At 34.4% G+C, this 26380-nt stretch carries 18 protein-coding genes, 3 pseudogenes and 1 riboswitch; of the genes and pseudogenes, 6 read left to right on the forward strand and 15 right to left on the reverse strand.

Annotated features, from left to right (window positions below; all coding sequences use genetic code 11):
* Positions 1-18 precede the first annotated feature (18 nt).
* Positions 19-1682: pseudogene (locus DN410_RS12120) on the reverse strand (M56 family metallopeptidase).
* A gap of 2 nt (positions 1683-1684) precedes the next feature.
* Complete coding sequence (locus DN410_RS12125; RefSeq protein WP_149176697.1) at positions 1685-2083, reverse strand: BlaI/MecI/CopY family transcriptional regulator; 399 nt, start codon at positions 2081-2083, stop codon at positions 1685-1687.
* A gap of 187 nt (positions 2084-2270) precedes the next feature.
* On the opposite strand from DN410_RS12125, the pseudogene DN410_RS12130 reads away from it, so the two are divergent.
* Positions 2271-3701 (forward strand): annotated as a pseudogene (locus DN410_RS12130) (IS4 family transposase).
* A 284-nt stretch (positions 3702-3985) separates the two neighbouring features.
* On the opposite strand, the gene DN410_RS12135 reads toward DN410_RS12130, so the two are convergent.
* The 5 genes from DN410_RS12135 to DN410_RS12155 all read right to left on the reverse strand — a co-directional run bounded on the left by DN410_RS12135 (position 3986) and on the right by DN410_RS12155 (position 10879).
* Positions 3986-4612 carry a LysE family translocator gene (locus DN410_RS12135; RefSeq protein ID WP_149176698.1) on the reverse strand — a complete coding sequence of 209 codons (627 nt, stop codon included), beginning with the start codon at positions 4610-4612 and terminating at the stop codon, positions 3986-3988.
* 233 nt (positions 4613-4845) lie between these two features.
* On the reverse strand, positions 4846-5925 hold the full coding sequence (nheC, locus tag DN410_RS12140) for a non-hemolytic enterotoxin NHE subunit C (RefSeq protein ID WP_149176699.1): 1080 nt from the start codon (positions 5923-5925) through the stop codon (positions 4846-4848).
* Between the two features lie 118 nt (positions 5926-6043).
* A complete protein-coding gene (nheB, locus tag DN410_RS12145) occupies positions 6044-7252 on the reverse strand; it encodes a non-hemolytic enterotoxin NHE subunit B (protein ID WP_149176700.1) in 1209 nt (402 codons plus the stop codon).
* Between the two features lie 37 nt (positions 7253-7289).
* The gene (nheA, locus tag DN410_RS12150) at positions 7290-8450 is read right to left on the reverse strand and encodes a non-hemolytic enterotoxin NHE subunit A (RefSeq protein WP_149176701.1); all 1161 of its coding nucleotides are present in this window, start codon (positions 8448-8450) and stop codon (positions 7290-7292) included.
* Positions 8451-9052: 602 nt separating this feature from the next.
* On the reverse strand, positions 9053-10879 hold the full coding sequence (locus tag DN410_RS12155; protein WP_149176702.1) for an APC family permease: 1827 nt from the start codon (positions 10877-10879) through the stop codon (positions 9053-9055).
* A 144-nt stretch (positions 10880-11023) separates the two neighbouring features.
* A riboswitch (cyclic di-AMP (ydaO/yuaA leader) is annotated at positions 11024-11170 on the reverse strand.
* Between the two features lie 139 nt (positions 11171-11309).
* Here DN410_RS12155 and DN410_RS28475 point away from each other — a divergent pair.
* Positions 11310-11438, forward strand: a complete 129-nt coding sequence (locus DN410_RS28475; protein ID WP_255446740.1) for a hypothetical protein — start codon at positions 11310-11312, stop codon at positions 11436-11438.
* A gap of 54 nt (positions 11439-11492) precedes the next feature.
* Here the strand turns inward: DN410_RS28475 and panE are convergent, their stop codons facing one another.
* Positions 11493-12437, reverse strand: a complete 945-nt coding sequence (gene panE, locus DN410_RS12160; RefSeq protein WP_149176703.1) for a 2-dehydropantoate 2-reductase — start codon at positions 12435-12437, stop codon at positions 11493-11495.
* Between the two features lie 175 nt (positions 12438-12612).
* Here panE and DN410_RS12165 point away from each other — a divergent pair, with 175 nt between their 5' ends.
* Positions 12613-14088, forward strand: a complete 1476-nt coding sequence (locus tag DN410_RS12165; RefSeq protein WP_149176704.1) for a hypothetical protein — start codon at positions 12613-12615, stop codon at positions 14086-14088.
* A gap of 177 nt (positions 14089-14265) precedes the next feature.
* Here the strand turns inward: DN410_RS12165 and trhO are convergent, their stop codons facing one another.
* Positions 14266-15225, reverse strand: coding sequence for an oxygen-dependent tRNA uridine(34) hydroxylase TrhO (gene trhO / locus DN410_RS12170; protein ID WP_149176705.1), 960 nt, complete (start codon positions 15223-15225; stop codon positions 14266-14268).
* A gap of 494 nt (positions 15226-15719) precedes the next feature.
* Between trhO and DN410_RS12175 the strand changes: the two genes are divergently transcribed.
* Entirely contained in the window at positions 15720-17015 is a 1296-nt protein-coding gene (locus DN410_RS12175; RefSeq protein ID WP_149176706.1) for an Nramp family divalent metal transporter, read from the forward strand.
* Between the two features lie 237 nt (positions 17016-17252).
* Complete coding sequence (locus DN410_RS12180; protein ID WP_149176707.1) at positions 17253-17783, forward strand: GNAT family N-acetyltransferase; 531 nt, start codon at positions 17253-17255, stop codon at positions 17781-17783.
* A 54-nt stretch (positions 17784-17837) separates the two neighbouring features.
* On the opposite strand, the gene DN410_RS12185 is transcribed toward DN410_RS12180, so the two are convergent.
* A complete protein-coding gene (locus tag DN410_RS12185) occupies positions 17838-19463 on the reverse strand; it encodes a peptide ABC transporter substrate-binding protein (RefSeq protein WP_149176708.1) in 1626 nt (541 codons plus the stop codon).
* 590 nt (positions 19464-20053) lie between these two features.
* Between DN410_RS12185 and DN410_RS12190 the strand changes: the two genes are divergently transcribed.
* Complete coding sequence (locus DN410_RS12190; protein ID WP_149176709.1) at positions 20054-21457, forward strand: alpha/beta hydrolase family protein; 1404 nt, start codon at positions 20054-20056, stop codon at positions 21455-21457.
* Between the two features lie 132 nt (positions 21458-21589).
* Here the strand turns inward: DN410_RS12190 and DN410_RS12195 are convergent, their stop codons facing one another.
* The 5 genes and pseudogenes from DN410_RS12195 to DN410_RS12215 all read right to left on the reverse strand — a co-directional run bounded on the left by DN410_RS12195 (position 21590) and on the right by DN410_RS12215 (position 26252).
* The gene (locus tag DN410_RS12195; RefSeq protein WP_149176710.1) at positions 21590-22915 is read right to left on the reverse strand and encodes a bifunctional S-methyl-5'-thioadenosine deaminase/S-adenosylhomocysteine deaminase; all 1326 of its coding nucleotides are present in this window, start codon (positions 22913-22915) and stop codon (positions 21590-21592) included.
* A 53-nt stretch (positions 22916-22968) separates the two neighbouring features.
* A pseudogene (locus tag DN410_RS12200) lies at positions 22969-23324 on the reverse strand (YunG family protein).
* A gap of 27 nt (positions 23325-23351) precedes the next feature.
* Positions 23352-23795: a GNAT family N-acetyltransferase gene (locus DN410_RS12205; RefSeq protein WP_149176711.1), complete on the reverse strand. Its 444-nt coding sequence runs from the start codon at positions 23793-23795 to the stop codon at positions 23352-23354.
* Positions 23796-23965: 170 nt separating this feature from the next.
* Positions 23966-25480: an acetyl-CoA hydrolase/transferase family protein gene (locus DN410_RS12210; protein ID WP_149176712.1), complete on the reverse strand. Its 1515-nt coding sequence runs from the start codon at positions 25478-25480 to the stop codon at positions 23966-23968.
* A 127-nt stretch (positions 25481-25607) separates the two neighbouring features.
* Positions 25608-26252, reverse strand: a complete 645-nt coding sequence (locus tag DN410_RS12215; protein ID WP_149176713.1) for a LytTR family DNA-binding domain-containing protein — start codon at positions 26250-26252, stop codon at positions 25608-25610.
* Positions 26253-26380: the final 128 nt, after the last annotated feature.

A 26380-nucleotide genomic window follows, 5' to 3' on the forward strand; every position in this document is an offset into this window, starting at 1 on the left:
TCTTAAGAACTCTATTTTTTAATTCAGCATGGAAAGCATAATCTTTTCTAATTCAGCTTTATCTAAAACATCATCGATAATTACAACTTGATAGGCATTGTCCTTTCCTTTTGCAGGAATAATCATTTTCATGCGCTTTCCATTACTTCCAGTCATCTTAGCAAAGGTGAATTGCGCACCCTCCAATTCATAATTTTCTATCTTGTCATTGTCATTAATCCCCTCATAAAATGGATCTTCTCCTGGTTCTATAATTCCAGGATTTTTTCCTTTTTCTAAAATGGCGGATTGATAAATTGTATAGCCAAACTCCTCGGCTCTATATTCTGATTGAATAATAGGATTCAGCTTTTTCGTTGTAATTTCTGTTTCAACTTCTTCCTTCTTTAGTTCATAGCCTTTCGCTACATAAGTTGGTTTTTTAATTGGAAAATCAACTAATTTTTGTGCTTCCTTCACAGTAAATGTAAAATGTTTCCTGATTTTTCCCAAAGAGGATTTTACTTATTCGAATTTTCTGTTAATTTTTGATCGTCTTCTTGACTTAAAAGTTCGCGTTTGTACCGCTTTCTATCTCCTACTTGAACCATTGCCTTTTTCTGAATAGAAAGGTCATCCTGTCTCAATTCTACGAGCTGTTTAAATTCTTCTTTCGTCAAATATTTTTTAGCTGCAGAGAGTTCCTCAGTCATTGTTTCATACCTTTCTTTTGACATTCCCCAGTCTTCCATTGCCTTGTCTGGCGTACCCACCAATTTTTCTATAATTATAGAAATGGATTCTGATGCCGTATCTTTCGCATTAACAGTTGGTATATTTTCTTTTGAATTTCCTTTCGGTTCTTCTGCCTGTGCATTTAGTAAGGATAGAGATGAAACAGCAATGACCGCCACAACTCCGAGTGCAGACCAACGATACGATTTCTTTTGGAATTTTTTAATCATAAGAATTCTCCTTTTCAACGTTCTTTTATTTCTACTTAAATTCGCTAGGCTTGGTACTTGATAATAACTTGAGTAGTGTTCTAAAAGACTAATAATGGTATGACCATATGCAATTTGTTCCTCTGAATCTATAAATGTAAGAGCAAGTGCATCGCATGCCAATTCTTGATCTTCCCGCATGCATGAGTAGGCGTACCAAAGAATCGGATTAAACCAATTTAAAATGAGTAAGCCATGCATAAGCCAATTCATAATGACAGTTGCAAAAGTTAGAATGATAACCCCGGCAAGCCAAATATATAAAACGGTTGTATAAAATGAAAATGTATCATCATTTTGATTTTGATTACTGTATGTTTGTTTCTTACTTTCTTCGTCTTGTTGTGTTGAACTAGGTGTGTAGGTATTCTCTTTTATGGTGTCGCCTATATATGTTTTTTCTTGCATACTTTCTTTTGCAGAAGAAACAGCTACAGGATCTTGGTGAAAGGTAACAGCAGTTCCATTGTTGTCAGAAAGGAGAGAATAGATGCTGTAAGAACTATCTGGTGACCATGGTAATAAAAGTCTTATAATTAATATCATCCATAACATATACTGCCATCGTGGGGTTAACTTACTCCTAAGTAAGATTTTGACACATAGGATTAAACCAACTACTATACTGGCCATAATTGAGGTTTCTATCAACCAATCAAAAAAGCTAGGTAAATAGACGTTTGCAAAGATATCTATCATTATTATCTATCCTTCCTTTGATTCCCCTCAGTCTTCTCGTCCAGAATACGTTTAAGTTCGTTGATATCTTCTGGAGATAGCTTTTCTTCTTTTAAAAAATTCACAAATAAAGGTTTAAATGCCGCACCGTAGAAGCGCTTGAGTAGAGATTTTGTTTCTACTTGTAGATAACTATCTTGCGACACTAAAGGATAATACGAATACATACGACCTTTGTCTTGATGGTAAGAAACAGCTTCTTTTTGTACTAATCGATTAATAAGCGTTCGAATTGTTTTAGGTTTCCAATCCGTTGTTATCTGAAGAGACTCGATCATTTCATTTGCTGTTTGAGGAGATTTTGACCAAAGAACTTTCATGATTTCCAACTCAGCGTCAGAGATTTTAGGTAATTCTTTCATTATGTAGAATTCCTCCCTTGGATTACATTTGTGATCTATAAAGCGATATTACAAATGTAATCCTTAATTGTCAACCATATTTTAGGATTATGAATAAATTTTCTTAAAATTAAAGAAATTAATCACAAAAACAATGAAAATAAGCTATTCTTTTCATAGAAATATATAGAAAGGATGGAGTTTTTGTATGTCTATTTCTGTATCTGATGAATTACAACTATTTGCTCAAGAAGTTCAAAGCTTTTTATCCCCTAATATCTTAGGAAATCTTGCTAGAGATGTTGGCTTTGTACAACGAACAAGTAAGTACCAAGCAAAAGATTTAGTTGCTTTATGTGTATGGATGAGTCAAAATGTCGCTACGACTTCTTTAACTCAGCTATCTAGCTGTTTAGAAGCATCAACGGAAGTTCTCATTAGTCCTGAGGGGCTAAATCAACGATTTAATAAAGCAGCCGTCCAATTTTTACAACACATATTAGCAAAACTTCTAAAGCAAAAATTAGCCTCATTTATACCGATTTCTTCTCCATACAGTTCTGTTTTCAAGCGTATTCGGATTCTGGATTCCACCGCATTTCAACTTCCAGATATCTTTTCATTCGTTTATCCAGGTGCAGGAGGGTGCAGTCATACAGTTGGGATGAAAATTCAACTTGAGTATGATCTGTTAAGCGGACAGTTCCTACATATTCATACAGGTCCAGGTAAACAACATGATCGAACCTACGGTTCTTTGTGTGTCCCGACTGTAACAGCAAATGATTTATGCATCCGAGATTTAGGTTATTTTCATTTAAAAGATCTTCAACATATACAAGATAAAAGGGCTTAATATATCTCGCGTATCAAGTCAAATACACGTATTTATCAAAAAAATCCTAACCCTGATTATTTTCAAGACGGAAGAATCAAGAAAGGCACGGAGTATATACAGATAGATATGGAGGTCTTAATGAACTCTCTTCAGCCAGGACAAACATATGAAATAGCTGATGCTTATGTAGGAATGATCGATAAAGTATCAGCTCGTGTAATTGTTCATCGATTAACAAAAGAACAGCAACGAAAACGATTACAAGATCAAACTGTAAGAGAAAAAAAGAAAGGAATAAAGTATTCTCCTCGTAGTAAACGACTCAGTGGTATCAATGTATATATGACAAACACCCCTACAGATATTGTCCCCAAGGGACAAGTACATGATTGGTATTCTTTACGCTGGCAAATCGAAATTTTATTTAAAACGTGGAAATCATTCTTTCACATCCATCATTGTAAAAAGATAAAACGAGAACGATTGGAATGCCATTTGTATGGGCAATTGATTGCCATCCTACTCTGTTCCTCTATTATGTTTCTAATGCGGAAGCTACTTCTTATGAAGAGGAAACAAGAGCTAAGTGAATATAAAGCTATATATATGATTAAAGATTATTTTTCTCTTCTGTTTCGATCCATACAAAAAGACACCCAAGAATTATCAAAGATTCTCCTTCGTCTGTTTAACCTCCTACAGCGCAACGGACGAAAATCTCATCGATACGAGAAAAAAACAGTCTTTGATATATTAGGTGTCATTTATAATTGTGCCATATCTGAAGATCTAGCTGCCTAATTGAAAAAAGACAAAACCCATTAGGGTTTATTTCGTATGAGAGTTTTTAAATAATCTACATTGATCCCCTATAAAAAGTAAAAAAACTCTCCTGAAAAATTCGTAATGCAGTCTTAACTTGATGGCGATGGGGGCCCACCACATCACAATCAAACTAAGAAAAGCAAATACCCTGAGATAAGAAAATTGGTATGAAGATGTAAAATCAATTATAAAATAGTAGCTTTAGAAAAAAAAAAAAGAAAAATAACCGCCATTATTTATTTCTCTTTTCTTATACATCTTTATTTTTGGAAAAACAACCTAACTCCAAATACTAATAATACTGCGCCCGTAATACCCTCCATTGTACGGTTCACTCGTTCTTTTCTTAAAAAAGTTCTTAATTGGCGTATTAGCGAGATATAAAGCAAGTACCATATTGCGGTCAAAGTCGTAAAGGTGAGTCCTAACAAAAGAAATTGGAAGAAATGACTTTGATTACTCACAATAAATTGAGGTAAAAAACTTAGGAAAAATACAGCCGTTTTTGGGTTTAAAATTGCCGTAGTAAATCCTTGTCTAAAGCTTTTAATCGTTCCAATATCCTTAGAGTTCATTTCCATTGTACCTGACATGTCCTCTTTTTTAGAAAAGGCACTTTTAATTGACTTTACAGCTAAGTAAATTAAATAAAAAGCCCCAGCATATTTTATAAATGTAAATAACATAGCAAATTTCATTAGGATGGCAGAGAGTCCTAACGTAGCCATTATTGTATGAATCATCATTCCAGATACCGTTCCTAAGACGGTCTTTATCCCACCATTTTTACCATGTGAGATAGTATTTTTTGTAACTAGTGCAAAACCGGGACCAGGCATCATTATGATTAGCATTGCTGTAAGGATAAATAATAAATAATTTTCCATGTTCTAGTATTTCCTTTCCAATTTTTAGTTTTGCTTACAGTATAACTTTTTTCATTAAAACATTAAATATTAAAAGCTTAATCATAAGTTTATCTAGGTTATTAGTATCAATTTGGCTAAACATTATCCAAAAGCCACATTGATAAAACACATGGAAAATTTATTTATCAAATTATAAGTTCAAATCTCACAAAAAAAGGATAAAAAAATAAACAGCAGAACTAGTCCACTGTTTACTTCGCCACGCCTTCATGCAATTTTTCTGTATAATCTTTTACGTCTTTCCAGCTATCTTTCGCTGTATGTAAATCTTCTTTTATAAACGTAAATTCTTCCGGACTAATTCCTTTTACGTTTTGTAGTAAATTATTATATTTTGCACCTACTGTATACCATTGATTTGATATATTTTGCAATGCTGTGATTGCTGCATCAATCGTTTCAGTCATATTTGTTGTTTTATTTTTTACATCTGTCAAAATTGCGACTTCTGCTTGTGCTCCAGAAATTCTATCCTTTAAATTGGCGATTTCTCGTTCTGCATTTGCAATATCTTTTTTCGCAATCGCAATCATCGGTCCGCCAGCAAGACATGTTATTAATGCTACGCAAAGTACACCACCAGCAATGACCATATCATTACTCTTTTTGATCGAATCATTATATGTATTGATTTGTTGCTCTAGAGCCGGAATGCCCGCATTCGTACTTGCTAAAATCGCTGTTAATTGATTTGTATCCTCTTTAAAGCTATTTGTGTCTTTCGCCATTCTATCGCGAAAAGCTTTCAAATCCCCTAATAATACATCTACTTCATTTTGATTCTTTACAATATCCGCATACAATTTTTCTAAATCCGCTTTTAACTTTACACTATCCTTTTGATCAATCGCTATTAACATGTCATTATAATACGCTTGAAAAGTATTATTGTAATCAATAATATTTTGATCCGTTTTCATAATTTGAGGCTTCATATAATTTAACCAATATGCCGCATTAATTTTTGCATCTCTTTGATGCTGAATCATATTCCCTTTAAACTCACTATTAATCGAACTTATTTTGCTCAAATCAGTCTCTTGTTGATTTTGAATTAATTTTGCATATGAATCCATTGCGAATATGCTCGATGTCGTTTGCGCCATTACATCTTGGAATCCTGCTGGTCCGAGAGAATAATTTTTGGCATTTTCTTGTAACACCTTCACATTTTGTTCTGCTGCAAATGGATGTAACGGAAACGCATTACTCGTTGCCACCCCAGCAATCATTAGCGTTAAAAGACATTTTTTATAGAAATTATTGCGCATACTTATCACCTATTTTCTTTATAAGGATATAAAAAGCTCCTGCTCACTACTGAACAGGAGCTCTCTATTATTTAAATACCTTTTATCTATGCATAATGCTATAACAGTTTCATTGTTATTATGCTTTTTTCGTATCTACTACTTTAATATCTTCAGCATAAATCTTTTCTGCATAGTCTTTAATGTTTTTCCAGCTATCTTTTGCAATGTTTAAATCTTCTTTAATGAAAACAAGATCGTTTGGACTAATTGCATCTACATTTTGAAGTAAGGAATTGTATTTTGATCCCATTGTATACCATTGGTTTGAAATGTTTTGCAACGCTGTAATTGCAGTATCAATTGTATTTGTTAAATACTCAGTTTGTGTCTTAATGTTTGTTAATCCCGCTACCTCTAATTGAGCAGTTGTAATTTGTCCAGTGATTTTTTGAATTTCAGCTTGTGCATTATCAAGCTCTTTCTTCGCTAATACGATTCCAGCCGTACCACCGCCTACTGCTGCTGCTCCGCCTGCAATTAATGCGACTCCTAGCGGTGTTCCTGCACCTGTCGCAATTACAACAGCACCGCCGATAATTGCAATTGGCCCTAGAGCTGTCGCAACTGATGAACCGATAATAATTGCATTATATTTACTAATTGCTTCATTGTACGTTGTAATTTGATTTTGCAGAAGCGGGATCCCTGCATCTTGACTAGCTAAAATAGATGTAATTTGATTTGCATCACCCTTGAAGTTTTGCGTATCCGACGTCATTTTATTTCGGAATTTCTTCAAGTCTTCTACTAATTGGTCTACTTGTGCTTTATTTTCATTAATACTACTTGATAATCTAGTTAACCCTTTCGTAAGAGTCGCTTTATCTTTTGCATCTACCGCAGCAACTAACGTATCATAATAGTTTTGGAACTTCGTATTGTAGTTAATAATATTTTGATTTGTTGAAATAAGCTGTGGTTTCAATACATCTAACCATTGCTTCGCATTTCCTCTAGCTGTATCTTGATGCTGAATCACTTTACCTTTCAAAGCTGCATCGACAGTCGATACATTTCCAAAGTTAACATTACCTTGTTTAATAATTGTTAAAGCGTACAGATCCATTACTAAAGCGTTTGAACCTGTTCTTTCCATTGCATCTTTTAGGCCTTCTGGTCCTAATGAGTATTCTTCATAGTCATTATAAGCTTTTGCTACCGCATGAACTGGAGCTTGTTTCACTGTACTTTCAGCTGCATACGTATGGGCTGGCATAATGTTTCCTGCTGCAAATACTGCCATAAGTGCTGATAGAGCCATTACTTTATAAGGTTTTTTTGTCATTTTTCTTCTCTCCCTATATCGCTAATTATTTTTCTGTTTAATGTACTTCAACGTTTGTAACGTAATCTTCAAATTGATTTGTTTGTTTATTCATTTCATCAGTTACTTTTTTAATTTGATTGAAATGTTTTTGAAGTAAACTACTGTCTGTATATGTGCCTTCTTCAACATTCTTTTGAATTTGGATCATATTATTGTTTAAAACTTTCCAATCCGTTAATAACGTTTCTAATGTTGTAATTTGACGATCGATTAGTTCTGTAAAGCTATTCACTTGATCTTCAACGAATGTAATTTGTGTCGCCTCAGCTTCAGTTTGTGATAACTTTTGAATAAGTGGTAGTAGCTCTTTTTGCTTTTGCTGAATGCGAAGAGCTGCTTCTCTCGTTTGGCTATCTTCAGCATTTACAATTTCATTACTTAAAGTACCGATAGAAACAAAATCAATTGTTTTCGTCTGCGCAGTTTGATTTGTAATTGTAAATACTTGTTTACCGATATTAATGGAACCTTTAATGATTTCTTGAGGTCTATTCAAAATAGTCGTTAATTCAGCTTGAATTTCCCCTTGAATTCTTTTAATATCTTCTCTTAATTTCACAATATCTCCACTTGATCCTTGTAGTGTTTTTATTGTTTCATCAGCTTTAATTGATAAGTTGCTACTATCTTTGTCTAATACCGTTTTAAATCGATTTAACTCTAATAAATCTTGCTCCATACTCTCTTGGATGCTTTGTACTTGCAATTGTAATTTTCCATATGCGCCTGTAAAATCTGCTTTTGCCTGTTCATCTTCATTTATGTTTCCTGCTAGTTCATAGAGCTTACTATAATAACTATTAAATCTAGTACTATATCTCATCATCTCTTGATTTAAGTCAATTAACTTCGGATTATATTCATCAATCCACTCTCTTACATTTGCCTTTGCAAACTTTTGATGATTCGTCAAACTACTCATCGCGTTTACCTTAATATCTGGCTGTTGTAAAATAACTAATCCGTATGCTTGTATAAGTGGTGACTGTGATCCTAACATTCTAATTGAATTAGATAATGTATTTGGAGCAATTACATTTTGTGCATATACTGTTTTCACTTCTGTTTGCCCCTCCTCAGCGTAAGCGCTTACAGGAATAAAACAATTCGTAGATACCGCTGTAACCAATAACCCTGTAATTAAAGTCTTTTTCACTTTAACTCCTCCTATGTATTAGCAACTATTACTATCGCATTTTATTATTCTATTTTCTTGCACATAGTTTGAGATGGTTAAAATAGAGAACTCTCTCACCGTGATTCACGTACGAACCATCTCTCCCAACTTTTATTGCTACAGTACTTACATATTGTGATAAAACGTTTCATAACTTTTCATATGTGGTTAGTATGAATAATATTGTATAAAATTTCTCTTTCACTACAAATTCCACATTCATACAATGAATTTATTACAAATAAATATTATTCATTTCAAAATATTTTTTGTACAGACGTATGAAATTTCGTTTTGTTTTCATGTAAGTTTTGTACTGTAAGGTCATTTAAACACAGCTATTTATATAACGTAAAGAAGTATTTTCATCCCCTTTATTTTCAAGCTTTCATGTCTTTATTTCAAAATATAATCCGCTTCACTTTTTCAATTGAAATATCCATATATCACAAGAAAAACCTCTACTTACTCATAGATATAAAAATTATATTGATATATTTTTTTAACTCGTATGCAATTATGCATAGTGTATACACAAAAAGGATAGCTTCAATTTCTTGAAGCTATCCCTAAAAACCTTCTTACTTTTTCAAATGATATGGAACTGTCGTAATAACAACATTTCGCTTATAGAGTAAATACGCACGAATGAGTAAACTAGATTGATTATGAAGAATGTTATGCCAACCTTTTTTCGGAATGAACTGTGGTATAACGACAGTAACTCGATAATTTGATTCGCTCGCTTTATATTGTACTGTATCAATAAACTTAGTTAGCGGCTGAATAATACTTCTATAATGAGAATGTAATGTAACAAGTCTTACTTCAGGTTGCCACTTCTTCCATTTCTCTTCAAATTTCTTTTCCTCTTCTCTATCAAAAGCAACATATACCGCGATTACTTGATCTGCAGAAAGAGACTTCGCATAGTTCAATGAATTTTCTACTACATGTGTCATACCAGCTACAGGAACGACAATTACATTTCCTTCAATCGGAACAATCCGTTCACAAGTTTTTAAACTTAGTTGGTCTCCTACTGCATCATAATGCTTCTTAATTCGGTGGAACAAGAAGATAATGACAGGTAAGAAAATAAGGATTGACCAAACTTGTGCGAATTTAGTTAAAAAGAACATACTCATTACGATAAAACTAATAACTGCTCCAATTAAATTAACCGTTAATCTCAAAGCCCATCCTTCAGGTTTTTCACGAAGCCATTTTAATACCATACCCGTTTGAGAAAGGGTAAATGGAATAAATACACCGACTGCGTATAACGGAATTAAATGCTCTGTTTGCCCTTGGAAAGCTACAATTAAAATAATCGATGCGATTCCAAGTATAATAATTCCGTTTGAGTAACCTAGGCGATCTCCTCTAATCGTAAACATTCTCGGTATAAATTTGTCTTTTGCAAGGTTTACTGCTAATAACGGAAATGCAGAATATCCTGTGTTAGCAGCAAGGATTAATATTAAAGCTGTTGTACCTTGTATGAAATAGTACATGAAATTACGTCCAAATGTTTGTTCAGCAATTTGTGAAACAACTGTTACTTCTTTACTTGGAGAAATTCCGTAATAATAAGCTAAGAAAACAATCCCTGAAAATAACACTGCAAGTAATGCTCCCATTGCCAGCAATGTTTTCGCTGCATTGTTAGGTGCAGGATCTTTAAAGTTTGGAATTGCGTTAGAGATCGCCTCAACTCCTGTTAAAGCCGAACTACCCGATGCAAATGCTCGTAACAGTAAGAACAAACTAATTCCTGCAACTGGTGTTCCAATCGGCGTGTGTAAAGTCGGTGACACGTGACCCGTTAAAATATTGTATATCCCTACACCAATTAATATAAATAGTGCTAAAACGAATAAATAAACCGGATATGCTAAAACGGAAGCTGATTCCGTTACGCCTCTTAAATTTAAGATGGTAATAAATATAACAAATATAATCGCAATGATTACATTATGTGCATGTAAACTAGGAAAAGCAGATGTGAGCGCATCTGTACCTGCAGACACACTTACTGCAACTGTTAAAATATAATCGACTAATAAAGATCCTCCAGCAATTAAGCCTGGATTCATCCCTAAATTTTCTTTTGATACAACATATGCGCCCCCGCCATGCGGATAAGCAAAAATAATTTGGCGATAAGATAAAATAAGGGCTGTCAATAATACTAATACCCCAACAGCTATCGGAATTGAATACCAATAAGCTACTGCTCCAAGACCTGCTAATGCAATTAATATTTGCTCTGGACCATATGCAACTGATGACAATGCGTCAGAAGATAGAATGGCTAGCGCCTTCGTTTTATTAAGCTTTTGCTCTCCTAACTCAGTTGATTTTAACGGCCTTCCAATTAAAAACCTTTTAATAGATGAAACCACAGCTGTCCACTCTCCAATAATTTTGTACGAACGATTCTGCTTGTTATAGCCAGCAAACTATTTCTTCAGAAAACAAAAAATGTCTACAAGCCATAGCGAAATAGACTTGTAGACATTATCTTTTTTGTCGCACAAGCTCCACCTTCCTTCTCAATATAACGCTTACGAGGTTAGCTGTCGGATTCGGACCTATGAGTAGCCCTACCTTTTTCAAGGATTCACCCCATTGGATTAAGAACTAATCCATAAGAACGGGTCCCCCGTACCATGCGGTTTCAGCGATTTAGAAAATTGAAACTGTGGATTATAATACTCCTTTATTTTCAAAATGTAAACAAAAATTTTTAAAAAGAAAAAATTAAAATGATTGCGCATAATCCGCCGATAAATATACATAATGAATACTAAAAAATCGATAAAGGAGACCCATATGTCTAAAGAAAAAAAGCCCATTTTTTCCGATTCCTATTTAGATGCATTAGCAAATGAAATTAATCAATTGTATAGTAAACGTGAACAGGAAATAAATTTGACAGATAGAACGAAAAGAAATAAATAATTTGTCACAAAAAAGAAAGCAATACACTTATATATTGCTTTCTTTTTTATTTTTTCATACATCCAATTCTATTGCTGATCTGTTAAAGCTCATTTCTTCATACACTTTCAAATTTTGATATACTGCTCCTAATAATGGTGCTTCTATAGAAAATTGTTCTGCTACATCTAGTAAATATCCTTGTAAGTGCTTCCCTTCAACAGACGAACCTTTTTCCATATCCCGCTGCATCGATGACTTCATATCATATGAAATTTTATCAATCGTTTTCATATGTTCCTCGGTAATATCATCCTTAACTGGTGCCCCAATATATCTCATAATTTGCACACATTCTTCAAATAAGTTTTGGATAAAATCGTGTCCACCTTCACTTTCACGGATCGGTCCTATTGGTGCACGCATTAATGTTGTCACACCTGACATTACAGTAATAAATAAATATTTATGCCACATATCTTGCGTAATATTTTCACTTAAAACAAAACTAGATTTCGTACCTGCAAATGCTTTAGAAATATGCTTTATTCTCTCTGAATCTTGAGACTTAATTTCTCCAAACACAAGTCTGTTGGCAGCGCTAGTTTGTTCAATTTCTCCTTGATCGTTTAACGTCGTCTCGATAAAGCATAAACCGCCAATTACTTTTTCCTCACCGAATTCCTTTTGTAATAATGATAAATGAGCGATACCATTTAACAATGGAATGATTACAGTATTTTCACCTACAAATGGCTTCAAATCTTGAATTGCCTCGTTTAAGTGATACGCTTTTGTTGAAAATAAAATAACATCAAATGGAGAAGTTCTATCTTCTTTCGTTATTAATTTCGGTTGGAAGGAAAAATCCCCATTAACACTTCGGATTACAAGTCCTCTTTCCTCTAATTGTTTTTTCCGTTTACTACGAACAAGAAACGTAACATCTTCTCCCTTTTCAACTAATCGGCCACCAAAAAAGCCTCCGACGCCACCAGCTCCTAATACTAAAATCCGCATACAACATCCCCCTTTTCAAAATACAAATTTATAACTTTTAGTATACATAACATTATACATGTCCCCTACTAAATAAGCTGAATTTTCATTCTTACTCGAGTATAAAACAGTGGTTATTTTCAAATAAATTTGGGCATGTTGTTTTTATAGCATATATGGAAAGGAAACAATGTAAATGGAGGCAATACAAACAATCGAAGAAAAAGATGTAACAACAGCTATATTTCAATTTATATTCCCGTTTTCTTTTAAAACTGGGTATGAACAAAATATGTTCCCTTTCTTACAGAAAAATGATTTTCGCCCTTTTCGACTCGACCATCTTGAAAATGAAAATACATACTACGGAAAGTTTCAAGTTTCACATCAAAATATGGAAGCATACTATCTTTCCTTTACAAATAAAATTCTCTTTCCTCATTCCGAGCATCAAAAAGGGTTGCAACGCTATTCTAAAGACCTTAACTTAACTGGACATTTAACAACAAATCTTATTTCCGTTCCATTCAAGATTCATTCTATTGATGTAACACTTTGCCCTTATGAGCTTGGCTTCTTAACCATTCGGACAGAAGTAGAAACCGCTCCAAACATGACATTATCAGAAGCGATTGAATTCGCTGCCCACTTCCGTGTACTTGAAACTAGAAATGATACAAACGAAACGATTTGTATTGAATGTAATGGAAAAAAGTATTCCCAAGTGGAAAGATTCATTTTTGGTTATTTATTTCATGGCGTAACAGATTTCTTTGAGAAGAAGAGATTAAGAAGCTCTTACTTTCAAACCTTTCCTTTCTTTGAAGACCAAAGAATGTACGTTCAAACTTTATTATCTATAAAAGCAGATATAGAACTAAATGAAGTCGATGTTTATCGCACTTCTAGTCTTTCCGGATTAACAAGTGATGGCAAAGCTTATGTAAGTGCAAATAACCTTCCTTATATTCATAATTATTTAAAACAACACGCTTACCAGAGATGGGCTCCAAATCGCTATTTCATAATGGAAGAACATATATTCACATGTGTAACAAATGAGGGAGAAAGTGAATTTACTAAACTTGCGAGTCAAATGTACGGGGAATTTTATTACGCTTTATTATTAAATTTATTTCATAAAATCGTTTTATTAAAAATGGCAAACGCTTATGCTGAACTAAATATTGAACAAGATACAAATGAAATAGAGAAATTAATTTATTCGATTAATTCGTTTACAGCTAATTATTTTTCGTTAGAGTTAGTATCTCAATCACAAAGTGAAGATATTTTCTTCCGCTTAAGAAAGCTATTTAATATTGAGATTTTATATGCAAACGCGAAACAAAACCTTGATAGTTTATTTAAATATCAAGAAAACGTCGCTTCAAAAAAAGATAGCCTTTTATTATTAATTTTAACCCTCTACTCTGTAGTAGGCCAAATGTTAGGCTTTACTATGATTGATCTTTTAAGAAACACCGATTCAAACAAAATATCTTCGCCCCTTGAATTTTTCGCGCTTTTAATAGCAATTAGCGGTATAGTCATTTCACTTATTTTAGGTGCGCAAGGGTTATATCAATGGGGTGTACAGCATCGAAGAAGAAAAGCATGGGTAAAACAAACTGTGCTGTCTGCTGTGAGAGAGAAAGATGGTTCGAAGTAAAGAAGATTGTTTTTACATTGAAATACGTGGTACGCTACAGTAAATGAAATTTTTATCAGCGATTTTTCGGATATATCGACTTACCGACAGAAACCGACAAAAGGCTGAACCGGACAATATAAAAAGGGTACTCCAACATAAAGTTTGAAGTACCTTTTTTTATTACACGAATTCCACTTACTTCCCTGCTTCGATCTTCTCTAATGCAGCAGCTACTTGCTCTTCAGTTAATTCATGTTGTATTACATAGCGGTTACGTGGGCTTACACGACACTCATGAGAACATGCGCGTAAGTATTTCGCTTCGTTTTCTTCAGAACATAAAATTTTCTTGTTACATTCTGGATTTGCACAGTTTACATAGCGTTCACAAGGTTCACCTGTAAAGTGGTCTTTACCAACGATAACATGTTCTTTTTGGTTTACTGGTACAGAGATACGCTCATCGAACACGTAACATTGACCATCCCATAGCTCACCTTGTACTTCTGGATCTTTTCCGTACGTTACAATTCCGCCGTGAAGCTGACTTACATCTTCATAGCCTTCTCGAACTAACCAACCAGAGAATTTCTCACAGCGAATTCCGCCTGTACAGTAAGTTAAAATCTTTTTACCTTCAAGTGTTTCTTTATTTTCTCTAATCCAGTCTGGTAATTCACGGAATGATTCAATATCCGGTTTAATCGCACCTTTGAAGTGACCTAGATCAAACTCATAATCATTACGTGCATCAATAATAACTGTATCTTCTTGTTTCATTGCTTCATAAAAATCTTTTGGCTCTAAATACTTCCCAGTTATTTCGTGTGGGTTAATGTCATCTTCTAGACGAAGTGTAACTAACTCTGGACGAGGACGTACGTGCATTTTCTTGAATGCATGCCCTTCTTCTTCATCTATTTTAAATACGATACCGTCAAAACGTGGATCATTGTTCATTGCTTCCATGTATTTCTCTGTTTGCTCTACAGTACCAGAACAAGTTCCGTTAATTCCCTCTTTAGCTACAAGGATTCTTCCTTTTAACTCAAGTGAATTACAAAATTCTAAATGCTCTGCAGCGAATTCTTCTGGGTTTTCAATTGTTGTGTACATGTAATATAGTAATACTCTATATGGTTTTGTAGTTGCCAATGTATCTCTACCACCTATCTAAATTTTAAAATCATGTATAAGTTAACGTTCATATCAAAACATATATAATAAGAAAATATATACAAAATTGTACGTAGCCTATTTTCTTCTATTTACAATTTTTTCTATAAGTTAACAGAAATAAAAACAAGATCACAGAACAAAACACTACGGTTATGTTGCAATCCCAATATATTATATATCATACAATTTCATTTCCATCAATTAATATGCTGTAATATGGGCTGTATGTTCACATAAATTTCAAAAACAACCCTCTAATTTATTATCTTCTCCTTTATTCAGCGACCATAAACTCCCAATATATTTTTGCATCATTACACCATTCTTTGCGCACAGTCATATAATTTGCATTAAGGAAACTTTTATGTTCAAATGAAATTGCCACATAATATATTTAAATGTATTGAAATAATAAGTAACAATAAATACAATAATTTCATCAAGTTAAGATTCTAAAGGGGAAAACTACTATGAACAAAGATATAACAAAAGATGAACAAGTCCCTTCTCAAAGTACAACTGTTCAATCAGCGCATTTAGCATTAAGTGGACAAACGAAAGGCTTAAAAAGACTATTACCATTCTTAGGTCCTGCTTTCATCGCATCAGTTGCTTATATTGACCCTGGCAATTTCGCGACAAATATTGCCGCTGGATCACAATATGGATATTTATTACTTTGGGTAATACTCGCTTCTAATTTAATGGCTGTATTAATTCAAACTTTATCGGCTAAATTAGGAATCGCTACAGGAAGAAACCTTCCTGAAATTGCTCGAGAAAACTTTCCGAAACCTGTATCCATTGGTTTATGGATACAAGGCGAACTCGTTATTATGGCGACTGATTTAGCTGAATTTATTGGAGCCGCACTCGGATTGTATTTATTATTTGGGATTCCGATGTTACCGGCTGCTTTAATTACAGCTGCTGGATCATTTATTATTCTTGAATTTCAGCGCAGAGGCTTCCGTCCATTAGAGGCTATCATAACAGGAATGATTTTTATCGTTGTTATTGCTTTTGGTGTACAAGTCTTTTACGCAAAACCGGAATTAAGTCCTCTTCTTTCAGGACTTTTCATTCCAAAATTCCAAGGTGTAGATAGTATTCTTTTAGCAGCAGGAATTTTAGGTGCAACTGTAATGCCGCACGCAATTTATTTACATTCCGCCTTAACCCAGCGCCGCGTAGTCGGAACAAATGATGAACAAAAGAAAAAGATTTTTCGTTTCGAATTCATTGATATTATTATTGCAATGGTTATCGCTGGAGCAATTAATGCGAGTATGTTAATTGTTGCTGCTGCACTATTCTTTAAAAACGGCTTGCATGTCGAAGATCTTGATGTTGCTTTCAACCAATTCAGTAACTTAGTTGGGCCTGCATCAGCTGCTTTATTTGGAATTGGACTTTTAACAGCCGGATTATCTAGCTCTTCTGTCGGTACGATGTCAGGTGATATTATTATGCAAGGATTTATTCGCATGCATATTCCGTTGTATTTACGCCGATTTATAACAATGATTCCACCTCTCGTTATTATTGCTTTAGGCGTGAATCCAACTTACGCTCTCGTAATGAGTCAAGTTGTCTTATCATTCGGTATTGCTTTTGCTTTAGTACCACTTATTATGTTTACAAGTAATAAAAAAATAATGGGTGCACTCGTTAACCATCGTATTACAACATTCATCGCATGGATCATCGCTGCACTTGTTATCGTTTTAAATATTTTCTTGTTGTATCAAACTTTTGTAGGGTAATGAAAAAGGGTATTCCAAATTAAACTTGGAATACTCTTTTTCAATTCATTATTTGTATTAACTCTACAAACTCTTTAAAAAAACTTTCGACCCCCTTCACATCCCAACACCTTTTCAAAATAAATTCTATGGTCTATTTCAAGACAATAACTTCATTACACCTTGAATAATCTTTATTTTCAGACTAAATTATATAATAACAACACATTCTAGTTTCAGAAGAAATGGAGTGAAAGCATGTTTCCTATATTGAAAACCGATCGACTCATTCTACGAGAACTTACCGAAGAAGATGCACCAGGTATATTAAAATGCTTTTCTAATACTGATGTACTGCGCTATTATGGTCAAAAACCATTACAGGATGTTGATCAAGTAAAACAAATCCTTACTAATTTCAAATTGAGTTACAATGCAAGAAATGGTATAAAATGGGGCATCGAATTAAAAGATACGAAAGAACTTATTGGAACAATTGGTTTTCACGATTGGTCTTCTGAGCATAAACGAGCCAATATAAGTTATGCCTTTTTCCCTGAACGCTGGGGAAATGGATATGCTACTGAGGCCGTTTCTGAAGTTATATCATATGGTTTTCACACCCTTCATTTAAAACGTATTGGGGCAATTGTATTTCTTGAAAATGAGGCTTCAAATAAAGTGCTATTAAAACTAGGCTTTGAAAAAGAAGGAGTTCTAAAAAATTATATGTATCAAGATGATATTCCCTATGACACAAATTTTTATGCTTTATTAAAATCAGTTTAATAGAATTTATGCGTAAAAAACCTTACTTTTAAAAAGTAAGGTTTTTTGTATTTATTAATTAGTGATATAAGCATTCTTATAAGTATAAACACCACCAAATTGATGCTTTTCAATTCCTTTTACGTAATCCTTTTGTACATAAGCTGAACCAATATGATAAAGCGGTGCAACAGCTGCATCTTCTAATAAGACTTGCTCAGCTTCTCGCAACACTTCCCATCGTTTTTCCGAATCTAGTACTAGCTCATTTTTCGCTTTCTTTATTAATTCATCGTAACGAGGATTAGAGTAACTCATTTTATTATTCGGGTTACCCGTCGTAAATAGTTCTAAATAACTAATTGGGTCTTTATAGTCAGGTCCCCAATTTGCCATAGTTATATCGTAATCACCTCTTTGTTCTAACTGTAACTTTTGTTTAAATGGCTGTTGTTTAATTTGTATCGTGAGTCCTTGTAAATTCTTTTCTAAATCACCTTTTATATATTCTGCCATACGTTTTGCGTTATCTTGTTCAAACGTTAAAAACTCGAGGTTTACTTGCTCTACTCCAAGTTCTTTTTTCGCTTCTTCCCAAACTTTTTTCGCAGTTTGTAAATCATATGAAGAAAGATCTCCGTTTTCTTTTCTGAAATCCTTGCCAGTCTTTTCATTTATATGACCAACTGGTACAAGTCCACTTGCAGGTTTTGCTCCGTTATTAATAAAGTGAGCAACAAAATCCTCTTTATTTAACGCGAGTAAAATTGATTGACGAACTTTCTTATTTGCTAACGTATTATTCTTCTCATTAAAACGTAGCATAGCGATTCCAGGATCACTTGACATATGTAATTCCTTATTCCCTTTATACTTGTCTACAAATTGTGAATTAATAGGTACTCGGTCCAAATCACCAGCTTCATATAAATTCACAGCCGTCATTGTGTCTTTTACAATATGAAAATTTATTTCGTCTAACTTCACTTTCTTTTCATCCCAATATGCACCATTTTTCTTCAATTGAAATTCTTGTTCATGCTTCCATTTCTCTAATACAAATGGGCCGTTATATATGAGATTACTAGGTTCAAGCCCATAATTGCTCCCTTGTTCTTTCAAAAACGATTCATGCTGTGGTAAATATATAGGTAATGCTAACAGCTGTAAAAAGTAAGGAATTGGCTGATCTAGTTCTACTTCTAACTTATAATCATTTATAACTTTAACCCCAAGTTCATCAAGAGGCATTGTTCCCTTATTGATCTCTTTCGCGTTTTTCACGTAAAAGAGCATGGACGCATATTGAGACGCTGTTTCATGGCTAATTGCACGTTTCCATGCAAACATAAAATCATTCGCTGTCACACTGTCTCCATTTGACCATTTTGCATCTTTACGCAAATCAAATGTATATTTTTTACCATCTTCACTTCTTTTAAACGATTTTGCTACCGCTGGAATAGGCTGATCTTGATCATCTAATACATACAAGCCTTCAAATATGTTTTGCATAACGTGTGCTGATGTACCATCCATCGTTTTCGCAGTATCAAGAGAAGGAATTTCTTCTGATACTGTTACATTTAACACTTGTTTTTTTGCCTCTGTGTCACTTTTATTCGCTTTATTATTACAAGCTGTTAATAATAAAGTTGTAACAAGTGCCATTACCATTAAATGGCTCTTCTTTCGCTTCATGAGTTGTTCTCCTTACATTTAAAATATTATAAAGCGTTATATATTATAGCAGAAATATGAACAGAAAGATGCGACATTCTTTTGAATATTTATTCGTCCAAGAAAAAAGCTATCCTTTTAAAAGGATAGCTAAAGATTGAATGTATAATCTGCACCGTTCGCTCAAGTGTTTATAAAAAATCTCTTATTGCATACCTCCCTTTCTGTTTTAACTTTTCTTCTGTTTCATGTAAATTTCCCCATAACTAACTTAATAGACGTATAGGGTACAGTTTGGTTGGGATATCTTCGTATCTCCATTCAGCAATGCCACTTTGTTTTTTGGAATTCAGGTCAAGTAGAAAGTGATATTTTACAAATCTTATACACTTAAGGATTTTGTAAGGATCAAGTAAGAAAAACGAGAACTTTGTTTCGTATAGTCAAAATATAAAGTGAAGGAAGAAAGAGAGGTTAGGAGTTACCAGAGCGATTACGCCAAAACCAGAACTGTTGGTTTTAGATGAACATATCAATGATTTAGACGTTGTTACAACAGAACCTTAATTTATCATACCTGTTTTTTACCATCACATATTGGAGGTTAAAACATGAATAAAAAAAAGAAAATACAAAAATCAGTACTTTCCTTTACCCTGCTCTTTTCTTTAGGCATTTCATCTTTTCCGCTTACAACAGCTATTCACGCGGATACACATGAGGAACCATCTGTAGAAAAAAAACGAGTCTCTTTAACGGAGCGTACATCATTATTTTTTGAATATCTCCAGCAAGATAAGTATGCAGAGGCACTTCAGTTGACGTCTGCTGCTTTTCAATCCAAGTTTACAGCAAACACATTACAAAACTGGTGGACACAAAGTGGCTGGAGCGGGATAAAAAGCATGGGAACCCCCGTGATAAAAGAACGAAACTTAGTCCATCAGACGGTGGAAATTTCAGGAACTATTAAAGGAACTACCATACCGTTACTCCTTAAATTCACACCTGGCGGGAAAGTAGATGAGGTTGGGGTAAGGACGCCTCCGGAATCTTATATTATCCCGCATCCTAGATATGATCAACCTGCTTCCTATCAAGAACGTGAAATCGTCATTGGAAATTCTACCTATCCGTTACCAGCCACATTAACAGTTCCGAAACATAAGCCTGGTGAAAAGGTACCCGTAGTTGTTCTTGTTCATGGTGCTGGCATCCATGATCGCGATAGTACATATATGGGAACAAAAATCTTACGAGACCTTGCGGTAGGCCTTTCGTCCAACGGAATTGCAGTGTTGCGCTATGAAAAACGCACCTTAGAACACGCATTAAAGATGAGTGCAGAACCTGTTACGTTAGACCGTGATACTACAGATGATGCCATATATGCAGCAAAATCAGCAGCGCAGCAGGAAGGCATTGATCCAAATAATATTTTCATTCTTGGACATAGTCTAGGAGCTGGCACAATGCCGCGTATACTAAGCAAATCACCTTCCTCACTTGTTAGAGGAAGTATCTTACTCGCACCACCTGCACGCCCATTGACTGACATTGCCATTGATCAGAATCAATACCTAGGGGCGTCAAAGGAAGTAATCGATGAACTAAAAAGACAATTCGCTTTTATCCAAGATCCTACTTTCAATCCTGACCATCCTCCAGCTGGCTACAATTTTGGATCGCCTCATTTTATGTATGATGTTTCTAGATGGCGTCCAGTTGAAGAGGCAAGATCACGAAAAGAGCCTTTACTGATTCTGCAAGGAGCACGCGATTATCAAGTAACAGTAAAAAATGAATATACAAAATGGCAGGAAGGGCTTTCAAACCGCAGGAATGTTCAGTTCAATGAATACCCAAAATTGAATCATTTCTTCACGGAGGGTGATGGGGAATTAAGTCTTCCTAGTGAATATGAAATCCCTGCTAATGTTCCTGAATACGTCATCCAGGACATTATTAAATGGGTCAACGCGACAAAAAATAAGAAACATCAAAATCCTTCATAATAATCATTATTACGTGAAGGGTTTTTGAAACTAGTGATTTTTTCTAAATCATTCTCTTCTGTTTTATTAATAAAAAAGGTTCAGACACAAAAACAGGATATGGAGAAGAGTTTCTCCACATCCTGAAAATACCTATCTTTGTAAACCTCGTTTATAACGACTTGCTTCAAATATAATACGCTCTTCATCTAACGTTTTACATTCGCCATTCCAAACGACACGTTTCCCGTTAATGATTACATCACTTATATCTTTACCACTCGCAGCATACACAAGATGTGATAACACTTCATCTGCTGGTTGTAAATGTGGTTTATTAGACGGATCAATCGTAATAAAATCAGCACACTTTCCAACCTCAAGCGATCCCGTTTGTTTCATGCCGATTACTTCAGCAGCTCCTTTAGTCGCAAGTGTAAGTGCTGTTTCAACTGGTAATGCTGTTGCATCTTGATGAATACCTTTTTGTAATAATGTTGCGATGCGCATTTCTTCAAACATGTCTAAATTGTTGTTAGACGCCACACTATCTGTTGCAATTCCTACTTTCATTCCTGCTTCTAGCATCGCTTTTACATTCGCTATACCAGAACCTAGTTTTAAATTACTATTCGGGTTATGAGCTACTCGAACATCATGTTCTGCTAAAAATGCACGCTCATATTCATTTAATACTACACCGTGTGCAATAACTGTTGGTCGTTTAAACAATCCACAACTTGCTGCATATTCTACTGGACGTTTTCCGTACTGTGCTTCAATATCATGTACTTCACGCTCTGTTTCCGAAAGATGAATATGAACCATCGTTTGATTTTCTACTGCAATACGAGCACACTCTTCTAACAGCTCTGTGGAACATGTATATGGACTATGTGGTGCAACCATCGTAGTTAACATACCACTTTCGTTATAATAACGCTTCACATATTTCTCAGCTTCTTCAATTGCTTTCTTTTCATCCTCTTTCGTTCCAAAGCTAAATAACGTTCTTGAAACAGCAGCTCGCATCCCGCTTCTTGATACCGTTTCCATAATTGCATCTTGATCTACTCCAATTGGATTAAACATATCAGAGAATGATGTTGTACCACTTTTCACCATTTCAAGTAATCCTAATTCCGTACTAGCGACCGCAAGTTCTGGAGTAAATTGACTTTCAAGTGGCCAAATTCTCGTCTCAAGCCATGGTTGTAATAACATATCATCACCAATACCTCTTAAGAGACTCATTACAACGTGTGTATGTGTATTAACAAGCCCTGGTAAAACCCACTTTCCTTTCATGTCAACTACTTCATCTACTTCAAAACCATTAGCGAATTCTCCACTATTCACATCTATAATTTGATCATTTTCTACAATGATATATCCATTTTCTATCACTTCATTTTGTTCATTCATCGTTACGATTGTAGCGTTTACATAAGTTGTTTTCAAAAGTATTTCCCCTTTCAACTCTATGAAGTTCCCTTTAATAAGTTACCACCATTATAGTAACTTATTAAAGATTAAGAGTCAAAAGATAATTTAAATTCTTTCATTATCTTTTCCTTCAAAATGCTATATTGTTTTTCATTTGTATCTGCAAATGCTTCTTCCCGATTTGATTTTTCATCCATATAATTCAATTTCCCATTGAATTGAGTCTCTGTAAAATCAAATCTCTGCCCATCTATAAAGTTATAAAAGTGCCACATCTCTCTTACTTTTTTTTAATCTCTCCTCCGTATATGTCTTGAACGACTAAAGCTGTAACACCACATTGTCCCTTTGCTGGATTTTCAATTGTCCATTTTGAGCTTGTTTCAATCGACCACGATCTTATTAGTGCTTCATATATTTGCTTTTTCTTTACATTATCCATTCTCAGCTTCTCCTACTATTCATAGTTTTACACATTATATTTCAAAAGAGGCAGTAAACGATCCTTAAAAACATTTGATGGTGTCTCTCCGATTAACTCTGCTCCCATTTTCAAGTAATATCCTTTTGCATTCGGATCACTATCAATCGTAAAACTCGTTAACTCTAATCCAATAGCTTTTTCTACGACAAATCCCCAAAGTTTTTCCCCATATCCTTTCCCCTTATAATCAGGATGAATGTATAGAAAATCGAGAGCATTTTCACTACGCAAAAATGAGAAAAATCCAATCTTCGTATTTTCATTTTCTAAAACATATACAAAATGATTTTTTATGTACTCTTCTGTAATTGTTAAATCTTCCTTACAAGCAAGTATAAATTCTTCGCTATAATTCCAAGTTGCTTTTGAATGTAGTGCGAGTTCACTTAACTCATTTGCTTCACTTAAGAAAGCTTCTCTTATCTTCATGACTTTTTCTCCTCACTTTCGATATGTAAACTATTAAAATGATTCGAAAAGTAATTTAAAAAACCTCTTATTTTCGTAAATAAGAGGTTTCTTTTATACATTTTTATTATAGGTAACAATTTCCCCTTCAATCTTTATAACATATTATATTAAGAATCATTTTTACACTTCTATACAGTTTCTACTACCGCCTCAAGCATCGTTCCATTTTTAGCATAATTCGTATGCCAAGAAAAAGCTTTTTCTAAAACATGAGGCGTTTGTCCACCTCTTGTTTTTGCTTCTTCGTAATAAGCACGTAGTTGATCACGATACATTGGATGTGCGCAATTCTCAATAATGAGTTCCACTCTTTCTCTTGGTGCAAGTCCTCTTAAGTCCGCATACCCTTGTTCAGTAACGATAACATCTACATCGTGTTCCGTATGGTCTACATGTGAAATGAAAGGAACAATACTTGAAATGTTACCACCTTTCGCAATCGATTTTGTAACGAAGATAGCTAGGCGGGCATTTCTTGCAAAATCACCAGAACCACCAATACCATTCATCATTTTTGTACCCAAAACGTGAGTAGAATTGACGTTTCCGTATATATCTAATTCTAAAGCAGTATTAATCGAGATTAATCCAAGGCGACGAATTATTTCAGGATGATTAGAAATCTCTTGCGGACGCATCATTAATTTGTCACGATATTTTTCAAAGTTAGAAAATACTTGTTGCATTTTCTCTTCTGAGAGCGTGATCGAGCAGCAGGATGCAAAATTGACTTTTCCAGCATCCATAAGATCAAAGACCGCATCCTGTAAAACTTCAGAATACACTTCTAAATCTTCAAACTCGGAATCTAACATTCCATGAAGAACTGCATTAGCTACTGAACCAATTCCCGATTGTAACGGCGCTAAACGATTTGTTAATCGGCCTACTTCGACTTCTTTTCGAAGGAACTCTATTAAATGCTGTGCCATAATAACAGTTTCTTCATCTGGAGGAACAATTGTTGATGGCGAATCCAGTTGATTCGTAAATACAATCCCTTTCACTTTTTCAACATCAATCGGAATGCCAATCGTTCCAATTCGATCATCCGTTTTCACAAGAGGAATCGGAAGCCTTTCTCCTTGTTTACCTGGTTCATATAAATCATGTAGCCCCTCTAGTTGCGCGGATTGAGCCATATTCATTTCAATAATAATGGACTTAGCATTTAAAGAAAATGCTAAGGAATTTCCAATTGAAGTCGTCGGAATAATCATTCCATCCTCAGTAATCGCAACCGCTTCCAAAATAGCGAAATCTATATCCATAACGTCAGCACGGAGTAACTCTGCTGTATGAGATAAGTGCTGATCTACAAATAAAAAGTCTCCGTTATTAATTCCTTTTCGCATTGTCGCATCAGCTTGGAAAGGCAATCTTTTCCCTAAAATTCCTGCCTCAGCAAATAATTTATCTACATCAGAACCTAAAGAAGCCCCAGTATAAACATTTACTTTAAAAGATTCATCATTCTTAACTCGGTTTACAAGCGCAAATGGGACTGCTTTTACATCACCTGCACGTGTAAACCCACTTAAGCCTAAAGTCATTCCACTTTCAATCCATGAAGCTGCTTCTTCAGGTGTAACTACACGATCTTTCAGACGTTGATCCCTAATTCTATCCAAATTATTCTCCATATGTAATCCCTCTCCCTGTGAATATTCATAATTATTTTACACTTTAACAGTATCCAAATAGGGATTTTAGTATACAATGCCGAAAATTCAGATAAAACAGCGAATCTAGGTTCTAAAGCAGAATAATTTAGAATCCTAGAAGCTTACGAAAATAACTAGCGTATGATTGACTAACCGGTACCCTCTCACCATTATCCATAGAAAGTAAAAAAGTAGAATGCGTATCAGGATAAATCGCTTTAATATGATTAACATTTACAATAAATGAACGGTGGCATCTAATAAATGCATCTTTCGGAAGTAAGTATTCGAATTCTTGTAGAGAGTATTTATGTGTTCCTGTTAACTCTTCTGCATTCACATACGTCTTTTTATCTTTCGCCTCTAAATACATGACCTTTGAAAAAGGAACCGGAATCCAGCCGTCCGTTGTTTTTAAAGTAACGACTGATTTTCCATCCGTTAAAGCTGGATAAATAGCTGTTACGCACCCTTCAAGCTTTCTATTGTTTGAGAATGGTACCGCCATACCATGATAAGGAATCCCAAAAACATCCCGATTAATAAACTCAGAGGTTTTTTGGTTCGTCACCATTGCTTTATGAGCAATCGTTCCTTCCTTTATAGGATCTCCGGCGCTAATCTTTAAATCAATTCGTTTACTTGGCCGATAGTATATATATTCTTTCGTATTCGATACAGCAATTGAAATTTCATCTGAAAATAATTCCCCAACAACATCTAATAGTAAACCTATTGTTTTATCTTCCATTCTATTAACACCTCATTCACTATTATACTACTATTATGAACGAGCATTTGTTGCTTTATAAAAAGGTTGAGTAGAAATTATTCTTAACATCTTGAAAATCTATTTCTACATATTCTTTATTTACAAAT

The organism is Bacillus sp. SH5-2 (assembly GCF_008368905.1).
GTDB lineage: Bacteria > Bacillota > Bacilli > Bacillales > Bacillaceae_G > Bacillus_A > Bacillus_A luti.

Bases quoted from the DNA above. Each gene is read 5' to 3' on its own strand.
- DN410_RS12125 (WP_149176697.1), bottom strand. From the start codon at position 2,083: ATGAAAGAATTACCTAAAATCTCTGACGCTGAGTTGGAAATCATGAAA.
- DN410_RS12135 (WP_149176698.1), bottom strand. From the start codon at position 4,612: ATGGAAAATTATTTATTATTTATCCTTACAGCAATGCTAATCATAATG.
- nheC (WP_149176699.1), bottom strand. From the start codon at position 5,925: ATGCGCAATAATTTCTATAAAAAATGTCTTTTAACGCTAATGATTGCT.
- nheB (WP_149176700.1), bottom strand. From the start codon at position 7,252: ATGACAAAAAAACCTTATAAAGTAATGGCTCTATCAGCACTTATGGCA.
- DN410_RS28475 (WP_255446740.1), top strand. From the start codon at position 11,310: ATGTCTAAAGAAAAAAAGCCCATTTTTTCCGATTCCTATTTAGATGCA.
- panE (WP_149176703.1), bottom strand. From the start codon at position 12,437: ATGCGGATTTTAGTATTAGGAGCTGGTGGCGTCGGAGGCTTTTTTGGT.
- DN410_RS12165 (WP_149176704.1), top strand. From the start codon at position 12,613: ATGGAGGCAATACAAACAATCGAAGAAAAAGATGTAACAACAGCTATA.
- DN410_RS12175 (WP_149176706.1), top strand. From the start codon at position 15,720: ATGAACAAAGATATAACAAAAGATGAACAAGTCCCTTCTCAAAGTACA.
- DN410_RS12180 (WP_149176707.1), top strand. From the start codon at position 17,253: ATGTTTCCTATATTGAAAACCGATCGACTCATTCTACGAGAACTTACC.
- DN410_RS12185 (WP_149176708.1), bottom strand. From the start codon at position 19,463: ATGAAGCGAAAGAAGAGCCATTTAATGGTAATGGCACTTGTTACAACT.
- DN410_RS12190 (WP_149176709.1), top strand. From the start codon at position 20,054: ATGAATAAAAAAAAGAAAATACAAAAATCAGTACTTTCCTTTACCCTG.
- DN410_RS12205 (WP_149176711.1), bottom strand. From the start codon at position 23,795: ATGAAGATAAGAGAAGCTTTCTTAAGTGAAGCAAATGAGTTAAGTGAA.
- DN410_RS12210 (WP_149176712.1), bottom strand. From the start codon at position 25,480: ATGGAGAATAATTTGGATAGAATTAGGGATCAACGTCTGAAAGATCGT.
- DN410_RS12215 (WP_149176713.1), bottom strand. From the start codon at position 26,252: ATGGAAGATAAAACAATAGGTTTACTATTAGATGTTGTTGGGGAATTA.